Raw genomic sequence first — 13795 nt, 5'->3', positions numbered from 1 at the left:
CCATACGCATGAGGAGATGGAAGCATTGATCGATCAACTGTCATGGAAAATCGGCGGCCAGCAGGGGGAGGGTGTAGAGAGCACGGACCGGATCTTCTCGACCGCACTTAACCGGCTCGGATATTATTTGTACGGCTACCGCCACTTTTCCTCCCGGATCAAAGGCGGGCATACGAACAACAAGATTCGCATCAGCACGCATCCGATCCGCGCGATCTCGGACGATCTCGACATTCTCGTCGCGTTCGACCAGGAGAGCATCGATCTGAACGCAGGGGAGCTGCGCGCTGGCGGCGTCATCGTCGCAGACGCGAAGTTCTCGCCGGTCGTGCCCGAAGGCGTGGATGCCCAGCTGTTCGCGGTGCCGATCACGGCGATCGCCGAGGAGCTCGGTACGTCGCTCATGAAGAATATGGTCGCCTCCGGCGCGTCCTGGGCGCTGCTCGGTCTGCCGATCGATGTGTTCAACCGTGCGGTCGAGGAGGAGTTCGGACGCAAGGGCGCGGCCGTCGTCGAGAAAAACGTCGAAGCCGTGCGCCGAGGCGCCGAGTTCGTGCTGGCGCAGGCGGGCGGACCGATCGAGGCGTTCAAGCTGGCCGAAGCGGACGGCAAGCAGAAGCTGTTCATGATCGGCAACGAGGCGTTGGGCCTCGGCTCGGTCGCGGCAGGCTGCCGCCTGATGTCCGCCTATCCGATCACGCCGGCTTCGGAGGTCATGGAGTATCTCATTAAAAAGCTGCCGAAGTTCGGCGGCACGGTCATCCAGACGGAGGACGAGATCGCGGCGGTCACGATGGCGATCGGCGCCAACTACGGCGGCGTCCGCACGATGACGGCTTCGGCCGGTCCGGGACTGTCGCTCATGATGGAGGCGATCGGCCTGTCGGGCATGACCGAGACACCGCTCGTCATTATCGACACGCAGCGCGGCGGTCCGTCGACCGGCCTGCCGACGAAGCAGGAGCAGTCCGACATCAATGCGCTCATCTACGGCACGCACGGCGAGATTCCGAAGGTCGTCATCGCGCCGAGCACGATCGAAGAATGCTTTTACGATATGATCGAGGCGTTCAATATCGCTGAGGAATACCAGGTGCCGGTCATCGTGGCGACCGACCTGCAGCTGTCGCTCGGCAAGCAGTCGTGCGAGCCGCTCGACTACAGCCGTATCGAGATCAAGCGGGGCAAGCTGATCCCGCTCGAGCAGGAGCTGGCGCCGACCGAGCCGAACAAACTGTTCAAGCGCTACGAATTCACCGAAGACGGCGTCTCGCCGCGCGTGCTGCCGGGGGCCAAGCACGGCATCCACCATGTGACCGGCGTCGAGCATGACGAAGAAGGCCGCCCGTCGGAGAGCGCGGTCAACCGCCGCAAGATGATGGACAAGAGGCTGAACAAGCTGAATGCGCTCCGGGTTACCGACGCCGTCAAGGCGGACGGGCCGATCGAGCCGGCAGACCTGCTCATCGTGTCCATGGGCTCCACGGGCGGTACGATCAATGAAGCGCAGAGCCGCCTGTCTCAGGAGGGCATCGCCACGAACCATGTGACGGTGCGGCAGATGCATCCGTTCCCGAGCGACCTGCTGACACCGTGGCTCGAGCGCGCCAAGAAGGTCGTCGTGCTAGAGAACAACGCGACGGGCCAGCTGGCCAATCTGATTAAGCAAAACGCCGGATATCACGACAAGATCGTGAATCTGCTTAAATACGACGGCACGCCGTTTCTGCCTTCCGAAGTATATCAAGCATGCAAGGAGCTGAAGCTGTAGTGGCTACATTCAAGGAATTCCGCAACAATGTCAAGCCGAACTGGTGCCCGGGCTGCGGCGACTTCACCGTCCAGGCGTCCATTCAGCGGGCGGCGGCCAACGTCGGCCTCGAGCCCGAGCAGCTCGCGGTCATCTCCGGCATCGGCTGCTCCGGCCGCATCTCCGGCTATATCAACGCCTACGGCCTCCACGGCATTCACGGCCGCGCGCTGCCGATCGCCCAAGGCGTCAAGCTCGCGAACCGCGAGCTCACCGTCATCGCCTCCGGCGGCGACGGCGACGGCTTCGCGATCGGCATGGGCCATACGGTGCATGCGATTCGCCGTAATCTGGACATCACCTATATCGTCATGGACAATCAGATCTACGGCCTGACCAAAGGTCAGACGTCGCCCCGCAGCGCCGAAGGCTTCAAGACGAAGTCGACGCCGGAGGGCTCGATCGAGACGACGCTGTCGCCGCTCGAGATCGCGCTGTCCGCGGGCGCTACCTTCGTCGCCCAGTCGTTCTCGAGCGATCTCAAGCAGCTGACCTCGCTGATCGAGCAGGCGATCCGGCACAAAGGATTCTCGCTGATCAACGTGTTCTCGCCTTGCGTTACGTTCAACAAAGTCAATACGTACGACTGGTTCAAGGAGAACATCGTCAACCTCGACGGTGAAGCCGGAGAGGGCTACGATCCGAGCAACCGCATCGCCGCCATGACCAAGATCATGGAGACGAACGGCATGCTGACGGGCCTGATCTATCAGGACACGACGCGCAAGTCGTACGAGGATATGGCGGTAGGCTTCGGCGCAGCAGCGCTGGCGAAGCAGGACCTCACGCTGCCTGAAGCCGAGTTCGACAAGCTGCTGGCGGAGTTCAGATAAATGTATTGAACACAGGCGCCTATCTAATCTTAATCCCTTATTTGGAGGGGATGGATGGAGAGGCGCTATTTTTCATTGGGTCGAGATATTCGCGGGAAAAAGTGTGCTTTTTTAATCCTCGAAATAGAAGCTAGCCCTTTACGTTTCCTGTCGTTATTTGACCAGTTTCCTTCACCAAAAAGTCGAAAGGCAAGCTCCCGGAATATACTTGCTACTTCATTTAGACCCTGATGAAGATATGCGTAGTATATTTCCCTGAATCTTGTGTTGCGGTGTCCAAAGTGAAGAAAAAACTTTGTGTCTAGCACCGACCGATTATTGCCGCTGTATTGATTTACTGTGATCAAGTAATCACCGTGGAAACGTGAAATTCTTAATCGACAGATCTCATGGTCAAAGTTAATTTCCCTATCGATAAGGGCGGGGAGCAATGTTCCACCTCCAAGTGTTATTGTTATGACTGTTTTTACGTTCTCGCGCCTAGCATAATCATCCTCTGTTCGTAAAATCTAAATTATTGTTATCGATTAACCGGATTACTTTCGCATCGAATATGTTCAACTTGGCTTCAAAATCGTTTCTGCTATGCTCGAAATCTCTCGTCCATTTGTACATCATTTTCAACATCTTGATATCTGGCTTGTAGCTGTCCCGCGGGTGTTTGATGATGGACGATGGAGTCAAGTTCATACCACGGCACACGAATTGTTTGCGACAGGCGTTTCGCCAATGTCGTCTTGCCGCTGGCCACAATTCCGATAATGAGGATTTTTTTCATTCTTGTTCAAACTCCCTGGACGATTCGTCCCACGCAGACTCAATCGGCTTTATAATATCACATGTTGAACCTCGCAATCCGGCAAGAGATCTAACGCATTTCAAAAAGAGGATTTTCTATTATTTTAACGAAATTTCTTAACGCTGAAGCGTAATTGGTCGGAAGGGGGCTGGGAAGGAAATGAAGTTGATCAGTTGGAAATATGACGATGAAATTCTTGCCCCTGAAGATGAGTGGAACTGGGTAGAAATCACACTGACCTTTGAAGATGGCAGCAAACGTTGGAGCATATTATACACTCCCGATCGCCTTAAAAATAACCTTTCGCGTCCGGGTATTCATCCGCCAGGGTTGTCTATCCCGCATATGATTATTGTCAGAAGCTACGAGATTCATGATGTCGAGCGTACGCTGAGATATTTGGAAAGTGAAGGCGACTTGATGATGGCTACTAAACCATATGGATGATGGCCGGATATTTTTCGAAGGGAGAGTTCATTAATGGAACTATGGACTCCATATGAAGCTAAGAGAAATCATCCTCCGGATTTCAGCGTACATTATCGATTGTTTTCTCAAGCAGAAGGCGGAAGAAAAAAAACCGTTTTTCAAGGTTTGCGTTGCGATTTTTCATATGAGGGCGATGACATTAAAGAAACGGGATTGTTTATGATACATCCTGAATTTCAAGATGAATTCGGAGGTATCATTCTTGATAGAACTGCACCCGTGCCCAAACAGGGAACGGCAACGATGTGGATACTCATTCCTGAGATGAGAAGCCTCGTTCATGTGAATCGAATTAAAATTGGTGTCGCCGGTTATTTTATGGAGGGTCCTTGAAAAATTGGACGCGTCGAAGTAGTTGAAATATTGGGCTTGCATAGAAACTCTGAAACAGAGCTTTGACGCGCTATATTTCCTTAGATTCGTACAAACATCTCTCGAGCTGCCGAAAACTAGACAATATAGAGAATGGATGATTAGATAAGCAGAGAGATAATAATTTGCTGGAGGAGTTTTCCGTAAAATGGTATCCAAATCATCTGTCATCGGTGCTGCAAACGGTGTAATTTTCATGACCTTTTTTGGGGCGTTGTGGTCGTCCATTGGCATTGTAGGAGCGCATGGTCTCGGAGCGCCTTGGTCCATTATTTTTGCAGCCATTGTGACGCTAATCTTGCTTAGCGGAGCCATATCGCTGTTCGGCAAGGCTCGCAGCCTGAGCCAGACGCCTACGCCCGAGGAGAGAGAACAAAGGAAAAAATTAAATAAGAGGTTTGGTATGATCGGCGGTCTTGAAGGATTGGCCATCTGTGTCGCAAGCATCGTTTGCAACTCGCTCGATAAATTTGAGTTCTTTTTTCCGATCATGGCGATCATTGTCGGCATACACTTTTTCCCGTTAGCTCGATTGTTCCGCGAGAAATTTTATAATGGCACTGGTGTTGTGCTTTGTGTTTTGGGCGTGATTACTTTCTTTTTGCCGGCGGATGCTGCCGTGAACGATGTCGACCTGATTGCGACTTCTGTTTTTATCGGCTGTGGCTCTGCGCTGACGCTGTGGGTGACGGGGCTAAGAATCTGGACTGTCATGCTTAAGCAATTAAAACGATAGTACGAGCGATGATGGTATTGTGGTTGATCGCAATAGCAATAGCAATAGCAATAGCAATAGCGGCAGACCGGGGCGGATGGCATCCAGGTCTGCCGTTTTTTTATTTGTTGGAAAAATGATGTTGCAATATACAGCAGAACTGTATACAGTGTAGCTATATAGTTGAACTGTATATTGACGAGTTCAATAGTGCCAGGAGGATGGGCATGGACAGAGACAAGCACCTGCCGTTAACCGAAACCGTGTATTACATTCTGCTGGCTGTAGTCGAGCCGGCCCATGGATATCTCATCATGCAAAAGGTGGAGGAGCTGAGCGGCGGGCAGGTTCGAATGGCTGCAGGCACGCTGTACGGCGCGATCGAGAATCTGGTGAAGCAGAAATTCATCGCGCCTGCGGCCAGCCCGGACAGCCGGCGCAAAGTATACGTCATTACCGCCAGAGGACTGGACATATTGCGTCTGGATCTGCAACGAATGAGGCATATGATGGATGTCACGTACGCCGTACTCAAATGAAACGGAGGCGCCGCGAATGAACGTGTACAAATTTTTTACGAATTTTGACGAGGAAGAGAACTGGTTGAACGGCATGGCAAGGCAAGGTTGCCGTCTGGTGAAAAAGGGGTCTTTCAGCTACTCGTTTGAGCCGTGCGAACCGGAGAACGCGACCATCAAAGTAGATTACCGGTCCTTTAAAACCTGGGCGGACTATGAGGACTACGTCTTGTTGTTCGCAGACTGCGGCTGGCAGCATATCGCGGGTAAGAAAAGCTCGGGCTAACATTACTTCAAGAAGATGGCCCCGTTCGGAAGCGATGAGATCTTCTCGGATGACGATTCGAGAGCCGGCCGCTACAAGCGATTGTCGGAAATGTGGGCTGTGTTGGCGCTTGCCCTGTTTCCGGTGCTGGTGGCACTCATCTCAACCGACATGATCGATCCCAGCGTATGGCTGAATCCCAAGACGCTTTATTACACACAAGGACTATGGGAGATGCACGGTGCGGCTTTTTGGAAGGCTTTTCTCTTTGAGACGCCGTTTGCCCTGTTCCGTGGCGGGATATGGGCGATCTTGCCTGCGACGATCGTCATCTACATGTATTGTGCATGGAAGGCTAACCAACAATATACGCTCGCGCAAAAAAACAAAATTATTCATTGAATGGGCAGACGGGAAACGAAGATGCCACATGAATGCGGTCATTATAAGCCATTCCAACGCGATAAGATCGTGCTTGGTTTGGCTATTTTGTTGCGTCCGGCACTTGTCGTTCAGGGAAAGGGTCAACGAGGCGCATACAATATCGCGTTCGCCCGGTTAAAACTTGCAAATGCAATATATTGTATTTATTATCATAGAAGCTAAAAACGCAATCATACAACGATGCGGACAATAGGTGGGAACGATGATGAATTGCACGACATGCGGCGCACAGCTGCCGCCTGAGAGCAGGTTTTGTCTAAGCTGCGGTGCTGCGGTGACCGTCGGCGGTGAAGCGGGTACAGCGCCCGAACGTTCTGCGGAAAATGAGCAAGGCGAGCAAGAAGCCGGTATGGAGTCAGCCGCGACGGCCGAAGCGCAGGCGGGACTTTGGGTGCGGCCCGAGACGCTCGTCGCCGAAGCCGTACAGCCGCCGCGCGATGCAGCCGTAACCGCGCCCGCCGCCGCGCCTGCACGTACGGGACGCGCTGGCGCGGCTTGGCGGTGGGCGCTGCCCGGCATCGCGCTGCTGCTCGTCTTGGCAGGGCTTGGCGCCGACTATTGGTATCAGCAGCGGATCAACGATCAGGTCGAATCGCTGCGGCTGGAGGGGGAGCGGCTCGCGCTCGAAGGCGACTACGACGGCGGCATGGAGCGGATCGACCGCGCGCTCGGCAGGCGTCCGCAGCACGCGACGCTCCAAGACGACAAGACGCTGCTGGCGGAAGCAATCCAGCTCAAAGCCGATATCGAGCTGGCGGCCGGACGGGCGGAGCAGGACGCGGCGGATTACGACGGTGCGCTCAAGGACATCGGCGCCGTGCAAAAAACGCTGAAAGGCCGTTCCGGCCCGTTGATCGACAGCATTCTGAAGCTGGCCGCGCAAAAAGAAGAGTCCGTCGTCGTGGCGCAAGTAAGCAGCCAGCTGCCCGGGCAAAAGAAGCTAGAAGGCCTGACGCCGCTGCTCGCGCGATTGTCGCCGTACGATAGCCCGGACGCGGTCAAAGCCGCACAGCTCGTCAAGCAAAAAATCGCCGATCTGTCCTATGTCCAGGCGTCGGCCAAGCTGAATTCAAAAAACTTCGACGCCGCGCTGCAGATCGTTGCCGACGCGCTGAAGTACGACGAAAAAAACGAAAAGCTGCTCGCGCTGCAAAAAACGGTAAAGGAGCGCAAGGCGGCATTCGAGCAGGCGGAGCAGGACCGGATCGAGAAAGCGATCAAGGCGGCGGACGCCGAGGATCTGTACAACCGGACCGACGCCGTAGAGCTGGTCGAAGCCGTCAAGAGCTATGACGAGGACGGCAACTTCGTCGTCAGCGGCAGCATCAAGAACAACGCGACCAAGCCGATCAGCGCCGTCACGGTCTACTTCGACATCGTCGACGCGCAGGGCACGGCGATCTATGCCGATACGCTGTACGTCTATCCCGATTATGTGGGTGTCGGCGAAGTCGGCACGTTTTACGGAAGCTATTATAATGAAGAAACGATGAACGACATCCAAGTAACGAAAATCGAGTGGCAGATTGAATAGAGGGGAACGAGGCGAGATGAAGCTGGGATTGTCCATCGCATTGACCGCCGCGATCCTGGTGGGCGGGGGCGGTGCGGCATATGCGCTGCACGGTCAATGGAACGACCCGGTCGTGAAGGACGCTTCGCTGCTGGGCAAGCCGGGCGAGGCGCAGGCTGTATCGCCGGAGTCGAAGGACTTGAAAGCCTGGATCAAGGAGGATCAGCAGAAGGTCGTCGCGATCGAGGCGACGTTCGAGGACGGCGTCGCGACCGGCTCGGGGTTCCTCTACAACGACAAAGGCGATATCGTGACGAACGCGCATGTCGTGTCCGGCGCGACGCATATCGCCGTGAAGGGTTACGATACGAGCCTGCATCAAGGCAAGCTGATCGGGATCAGCGTCGAGAAGGATCTGGCGCTCATCCGGGTCGCCGACATGGCCGGACGCGAGCCGCTCGAAGCCGACATCTCGTACAAGGCGGAGACGGGGGACGAGGTCATCGCATTCGGCAGCCCGCTCGGGCTCGACAATACGGTGACGACAGGCATCGTCAGCGGCGTCGACCGCGATCTCGAGGTCGAGGAGACGAGCTACACGGGACTGTATCAGATCTCCGCGCCCATCACGCACGGCAACAGCGGCGGGCCGCTCGTCCTGCGGGCCAACGGCAAGGTGATCGGCATCAATACGGCGGCGAGCAGCGAAGGGACGATCGGGTTCAGCATTCCGATCCGGCAGGCGGTCGACCTGATTGACGAGTGGAGCGCTCATCCCGACGAGCAGCTCGTCAAGGAGAGCACGTCCGGCGAAGCGGGCGGCGCCTCCGGCTATACGAAGGAAGCGATGGCGACCGAAGCGGAATATCTGCTACAAGATTTCTACGACAGCATCGCGCAGCAGGACTTCGTGACGGCATACAGCCTGCTCGGCAGCGATTGGCAGTCGAAGACGAGCTATGAGGCGTTCCGCAAAGGCTACATCAATACCGTGGACGTGGCGATTGAAAAGCTGGACGCCACCTCGTCGACGACCGAGTCCGCCGTCGTCGCCGTCATGCTCGAGGCGACGGAGGATGTCGGCGGCGACGAATACCGTTCGAGTACGTACAACTCCACCTACCAGGTCGGGCTGGAGAACGGCATTCTGAAGATCTTGTCCGGCAAAGGGAAAAAAGTAAAATAAGTCATTCCCCGGCAAATGCGACGGATTCGCGACAACTGTATGGACGGCCTGTGAACAAGCGCGGCAGATTGCGTCTTCGGCCGATGTTTGCGATATAATGACAGGGTGTAGATAATGAGCAAACACCGCCGGCGAAAGGAAGGAACATCCAATGAGCGAATCCAGACAAATACCTGTTGGCGTGTCCGCGAGGCACATTCATTTGACCCAGGAGCATGTCAACATCCTGTTCGGCGAAGGTGCCGAGCTGACCGAGATGAAGCCGCTGTCCCAGCCGGGCCAATTCGCGGCGAACGAGACAGTAGCCGTATTCGGCCCCAAGGGCTCTTTTCCCAAAGTACGCATTCTCGGCCCCGTCCGCAAGGCGACCCAGCTTGAGGTGTCGCGGACGGACGCATTCTCGCTCGGACTGAAGCCGCCGGTGCGGGAATCCGGCCATATCGCAGGTACGCCGGGCATGCGGATCGTCGGTCCGGCCGGCGAGGTGACGGTCGACGAGGGCGTCATCGTCGCGGCGCGCCATATCCACTTCCATACGACCGACGCAGAGCGCCTCGGCGTCGCGGACAAGCAGCTGCTCAAGGTGCGCGTAGGCGGAGAGCGCGGCGTCGTGTTCGAGAACGTGATCGCGCGCGTCTCGCCTTCCTTTGCGCTGGACATGCATATCGACACCGATGAAGGCAATGCCGCGGGCGTCTCCACCGGTGATTATGGAGAGCTGCTGGACTGACGGCGTCCGCGATCCGACGCACGCCCAAGCTTGCGAACGGCAAGCCGGATCGTCCACATTAAGCGTGCGAACCGCATATCAGCGGTCCGCGCGCTTATTTGCTCAGGATAAGTTGCTTCGCTCTTACATATAAATGGTAAACTGTTATTGTTATCGTAGACTCATATCCTATCGAAGCAAGGTGAGAAAACAATGTCCGATCGGGACGAGATCGCGGAGCAAAGACGCAAAAACTTGAAGCTTATCCAATTCAGCAAGGACGACCAGTCGCTCGTGGAATCGGAAAAACCGAAGGAAACGTTCGCCGACGTAGGCGGACTGGACGAAGTGAAAAAGAAAATCCGCATGAACTTCATCCTGCCGCTCCAGCATCCGGACATGTTCGCGGCTTACGGCAAGGAAGCCGGCGGCAGCCTGCTGCTGTTCGGACCTCCCGGCTGCGGCAAGACATTTCTCGCGCGCGCCGTCGCGGGAGAGATCGAAGCGAACTTCCTTCATATTGAGCTGCAGGCGATTCTGTCGATGTATTCGGGGCAGAGCGAGCATAATCTGCACGATATATTCGAAAAGGCGCGGGAGAGCAAGCCATGCGTCATCTTCATCGACGAGCTGGACGCCATGGGCGGCAGCCGTCATCAGATGCGGCAGCACCATGACCGGATGCTTGTCAACCAGCTGCTGCTGGAGCTCGACGGGCTGCAGGCGGAGAACGAGCAGGTGTTCGTCATCGGGGCGACCAATACGCCCTGGTATCTCGATTCGGCGCTGAGACGGCCCGGCCGCTTCAATCATCTGGTGTTCGTCCCGCCGCCCGAGGAAGCCGAGCGTGCGCGTATCCTCGAGCTCAAGCTCGCCGGCAAGCCTGCGCAGGGATTGAATCTGGGCAAGATTGCAGCGCAGACACGGCTTTTCTCCGGCGCGGACCTGGAGCAGGTCGTGAAGGATGCGGTCGAATCCGCGATGGAACGCATGTTCGCTTCGGGCGAGCTTGAGCCGATCCTGCACGACGATCTGGTCAAGGCGGCCAAGCTGCGCAAGGCGACGACGCTGGAATGGTTCTCGACCGCCAAAAATTATGCGACGTTCAGCGACGTGAACCAGGATTACCAGATCGTGCTCGATTACGCAAAGAAGCACGGCATTAAGTAAGACAGCGCGAAGCTGGAGGGCGGAGAGGATGGAAGAGACAGCCAGGCAAGCCTCCTATCAGGCGGCCGTTCAGCTCATCGAGTGGAACCGCTACAAGGAGGCATTGTCCGAAGCGCAGCGGCTGCTGGGCCAGGACCCCGAGGATCCCGACACGATGGCGCTGATCGGGAAAATTTATTTGCATTTGAACCGGTACGACGACGCGCTCAGATGGGCGGGCGAGTCGCTGCGGCGGGAGCCCGAGCATCCGCTGGCATGGTTCGTCCGCGTAGGCGTCTATTATGAGAACGGGCAGAGCAAAGCCTGCGAGGAAGCGCTGGTGGAGGCGCAGCGGATCGATCCGTACGAATCTTTCTATTATTACATGAAGGCGAACTTGCTGAATAAAAAGGGGAAGTTCCGCGAGGCCAAGGAAGAGCTGCTGCAGGCGCTGGAGCTGAACCCGGAGCGGCCGCTCTATCTGGCGACGCTCAGCTACGTCGAGGCGCTGCTCGGCGACGATGCGGCGTCGGCCCGTCTGGACCGGCAGGCGCTGCGTCAAGATGCCGAGGATCCCTATGTGCTCCTGCATCTCGCCTGGGCCGCCCGTTCGCGCGGCGATGACGAGCTGGACGAGACTTATATGAAGAGCGCGGTTCGCCTTCAGCCGGACGACAAGCAATTCCAGGACGAATATTTGATCGCGCTGCAGCGCGCGAATCCGATGTTTCGCTTTTTCTCGGCGCCCGGCCGGTTGCTGCGCAGGCTGAAGCCCTGGCAGATCTTCCTCTCATGGTTCGTCGCCTGGGTCGTGTTCAAGCCGCTTGTGGTCGCCTTCATCGTGCTGTATGTGCTGGCGAACTGGGGCACCAAAGCCTTCGTTCACGTCAAAGTGTTCGGCTGGCGAAGACGGTGACAGGCTGGACCTGACAGGCTGGACCGCACGGGGCGGGTGCCAACGCTCTGCTTGACCGACAGCGATACCGGGTAAGGAGTAAGCGAGTCCTTATTCAACCCGGAGGTGGATCGGCATGACAAGCAACGGCAGGTTGGACAGGCAGGGCATCACGGTGCAGGAAGAAGGCAGGCAGTGGCAGGAGCATGCGGACCGGGCCAAATCGAACTTCGATGCGGTCAAGAACCAGCGGCCGACAGGCACGAACGCGAACCCCGACAGGCAGAACCGGATGATCGATACGCGCAACCTGCGCAAATAGCGTCACACCCGCCCCGGCAGCGATCAGGCTGCCGGGGCTTTTTGTACTTTTGCGGCAACAACGATCCTGCGGCGGTCGAATATACTTGGGCGGCGCGCATTCGCTATGCTATAATGGAGAATCGAACGGTGCCTAGCATTAGAGGCGGACGACAGGAGGAATCGCTTCGCATGACGAAGGAAGGCCAAGGACAGAAGGCTGCCGGCGTCGACAAGGATTACGCCAAGTACTTCGACTTCTCGGGCGCGAAGGTCGTCGCCCAAGAGGACGGCAAGACGACATATCGGATCAACGGGCGCAACGTCCAGATCGTATCGCCGCCGGATCTGCGCGCCGGCAAGAAGCGCGGCAAGGAAGACATCGAGGTTCACTACGATGCCGGCATCCCCGAGGACATGAAGACGTTCGGCCAGGGCCGGTATTATTGCATCTATACGTACGGCTGCCAGATGAACGAGCACGATAGCGAGGTCATGCGCGGTCTGTTCGAGGAGATGGGCTATACCGCCACCGAGGACAAGCTGCAGGCCGACGTGATCCTGATCAACACCTGCGCCGTGCGGGAGAACGCGGAGGACAAGGTGTTCGGCGAGCTCGGTCATCTGAAAAAGCTGAAGCAGCAAAAGCCGGAGCTCGTCCTCGGCGTCTGCGGCTGCATGTCCCAGGAAGTGTCGGTCGTGAACCGGATTCTGGAGAAGCATCCGCATGTCGATCTCATATTCGGCACGCACAACATCCACCGGCTGCCGCAGCTGCTGAAGGAAGCGGATTATGCCAAAGAGATGGTCGTCGAGGTCTGGTCCAAGGAAGGCGACATCATCGAGAACCTGCCGAAAAAGCGGGAGGGACTGCGCGCCTGGGTGAACATCATGTACGGCTGCGACAAGTTCTGCACGTACTGCATCGTGCCGTACACGCGAGGCAAGGAGCGCAGCCGTCTGCCCGAGGACGTCATCGCCGAGGTGCGGGACCTGGCCAGGCTCGGCTTCAAGGAGATCACGCTGCTCGGCCAGAACGTCAACGCCTACGGCAAAGACTTCACGGACCGCCAGTACCGGTTCGGCGACCTGATGGACGACATCCGCAAGATCGACATTCCGCGCGTGCGGTTTACGACGAGCCATCCGCGGGACTTCGACGATCATCTGATCGAGGTGCTCGCCAAGGGCGGCAATCTGGTGGAGCATATCCACCTGCCGTTCCAGTCGGGCAGCACCGAGATACTTAAACGCATGAGTCGCAAATATACGCGCGAGCAGTTCCTCGCGCTGGTCGGCCGCATCCGCGCGGCAATGCCGAACGTCGTGCTGTCGAGCGATATCATCGTCGGCTTCCCGGGAGAGACGGAGGCGCAGTTCGAGGAGACGATGGAGGTCGTCCGCGAGGCGGGCATCTCGATGGCCTATACGTTCATCTATTCGCCCCGCGCCGGTACGCCGGCCGCCGATATGGAGGACAATGTGCCGTACGAGGCCAAGCAAAAACGTCTCGCGCGGCTGAACGAGCTGATCGGCGAGATGAGCCTGGCGAGCAATCTGGGGCTGGCCGGCCAGGTCGTCGAGGTGCTCGTCGAGGGCGAGAGCAAGAACAATGCGAATGTGCTGTCGGGCCGCACACGCTCCAACAAGCTGATCCACTTCGAGGGACCCAAGGAATGGATCGGACAGTTCGTGAACGTGAGGGTCACGCAGCCGCAGACCTGGTTCATCCGGGCCGAGGCGATCGGCCTCGCGTCCGCATCCCTGCCCGGCGCGGCCAGCGCCGTTTAAACTGCAG

Annotated in this window: 14 protein-coding genes and 1 pseudogene; 14 read left to right on the top strand and 1 reads right to left on the bottom strand. The window is 57.1% G+C overall.

Going from position 1 to position 13795, the window contains the following annotated elements; all coding sequences use genetic code 11:
• Positions 1-25 precede the first annotated feature (25 nt).
• Together VQ071_RS19055 and VQ071_RS19050 are read left to right on the top strand one after the other, a co-directional pair.
• On the top strand, positions 26-1771 hold the full coding sequence (locus VQ071_RS19055; protein WP_340515735.1) for a 2-oxoacid:acceptor oxidoreductase subunit alpha: 1746 nt from the start codon (positions 26-28) through the stop codon (positions 1769-1771).
• The gene (locus tag VQ071_RS19050; protein WP_340515733.1) at positions 1771-2643 is read left to right on the top strand and encodes a 2-oxoacid:ferredoxin oxidoreductase subunit beta; all 873 of its coding nucleotides are present in this window, start codon (positions 1771-1773) and stop codon (positions 2641-2643) included. Before VQ071_RS19055 ends, VQ071_RS19050 begins: the two co-directional genes overlap by 1 nt.
• A gap of 583 nt (positions 2644-3226) precedes the next feature.
• Here VQ071_RS19050 and VQ071_RS19045 read toward each other — a convergent pair.
• Positions 3227-3421 carry a EutP/PduV family microcompartment system protein gene (locus VQ071_RS19045; RefSeq protein WP_340515731.1) on the bottom strand — a complete coding sequence of 65 codons (195 nt, stop codon included), beginning with the start codon at positions 3419-3421 and terminating at the stop codon, positions 3227-3229.
• A gap of 180 nt (positions 3422-3601) precedes the next feature.
• Between VQ071_RS19045 and VQ071_RS19040 the strand changes: the two genes are divergently transcribed.
• The 12 genes and pseudogenes from VQ071_RS19040 to miaB all read left to right on the top strand — a co-directional run bounded on the left by VQ071_RS19040 (position 3602) and on the right by miaB (position 13788).
• Positions 3602-3889 carry a hypothetical protein gene (locus VQ071_RS19040; protein ID WP_340515730.1) on the top strand — a complete coding sequence of 96 codons (288 nt, stop codon included), beginning with the start codon at positions 3602-3604 and terminating at the stop codon, positions 3887-3889.
• Positions 3890-3922: 33 nt separating this feature from the next.
• A complete protein-coding gene (locus tag VQ071_RS19035; RefSeq protein WP_340515729.1) occupies positions 3923-4264 on the top strand; it encodes a hypothetical protein in 342 nt (113 codons plus the stop codon).
• Between the two features lie 187 nt (positions 4265-4451).
• The gene (locus tag VQ071_RS19030) at positions 4452-5039 is read left to right on the top strand and encodes a DUF7010 family protein (protein ID WP_340515728.1); all 588 of its coding nucleotides are present in this window, start codon (positions 4452-4454) and stop codon (positions 5037-5039) included.
• Positions 5040-5245: 206 nt separating this feature from the next.
• On the top strand, positions 5246-5557 hold the full coding sequence (locus tag VQ071_RS19025; RefSeq protein ID WP_340515727.1) for a PadR family transcriptional regulator: 312 nt from the start codon (positions 5246-5248) through the stop codon (positions 5555-5557).
• 16 nt (positions 5558-5573) lie between these two features.
• Positions 5574-6203 (top strand): annotated as a pseudogene (locus VQ071_RS29335) (DUF2812 domain-containing protein).
• A 247-nt stretch (positions 6204-6450) separates the two neighbouring features.
• Complete coding sequence (locus VQ071_RS19010) at positions 6451-7779, top strand: zinc-ribbon domain-containing protein (RefSeq protein WP_340515724.1); 1329 nt, start codon at positions 6451-6453, stop codon at positions 7777-7779.
• A gap of 16 nt (positions 7780-7795) precedes the next feature.
• Positions 7796-8944 (top strand): S1C family serine protease, encoded by a 1149-nt coding sequence (locus VQ071_RS19005; protein WP_340515723.1) that lies wholly within the window; start codon positions 7796-7798, stop codon positions 8942-8944.
• Positions 8945-9095: 151 nt separating this feature from the next.
• A complete protein-coding gene (locus tag VQ071_RS19000) occupies positions 9096-9674 on the top strand; it encodes a phosphate propanoyltransferase (RefSeq protein WP_340515722.1) in 579 nt (192 codons plus the stop codon).
• A 192-nt stretch (positions 9675-9866) separates the two neighbouring features.
• Positions 9867-10823: an ATP-binding protein gene (locus VQ071_RS18995; RefSeq protein ID WP_340515721.1), complete on the top strand. Its 957-nt coding sequence runs from the start codon at positions 9867-9869 to the stop codon at positions 10821-10823.
• Positions 10824-10851: 28 nt separating this feature from the next.
• Positions 10852-11718 (top strand): tetratricopeptide repeat protein, encoded by an 867-nt coding sequence (locus VQ071_RS18990; protein ID WP_340515720.1) that lies wholly within the window; start codon positions 10852-10854, stop codon positions 11716-11718.
• Between the two features lie 115 nt (positions 11719-11833).
• Entirely contained in the window at positions 11834-12019 is a 186-nt protein-coding gene (locus tag VQ071_RS18985) for a hypothetical protein (RefSeq protein ID WP_340515719.1), read from the top strand.
• Between the two features lie 113 nt (positions 12020-12132).
• Entirely contained in the window at positions 12133-13788 is a 1656-nt protein-coding gene (miaB, locus tag VQ071_RS18980; RefSeq protein WP_445293313.1) for a tRNA (N6-isopentenyl adenosine(37)-C2)-methylthiotransferase MiaB, read from the top strand.
• Positions 13789-13795: the final 7 nt, after the last annotated feature.

The organism is Cohnella sp. 56, assembly GCF_037963805.1.
Classification (GTDB): domain Bacteria; phylum Bacillota; class Bacilli; order Paenibacillales; family Paenibacillaceae; genus Cohnella.
This window is presented reverse-complemented; position numbering and strand designations above follow the sequence as displayed.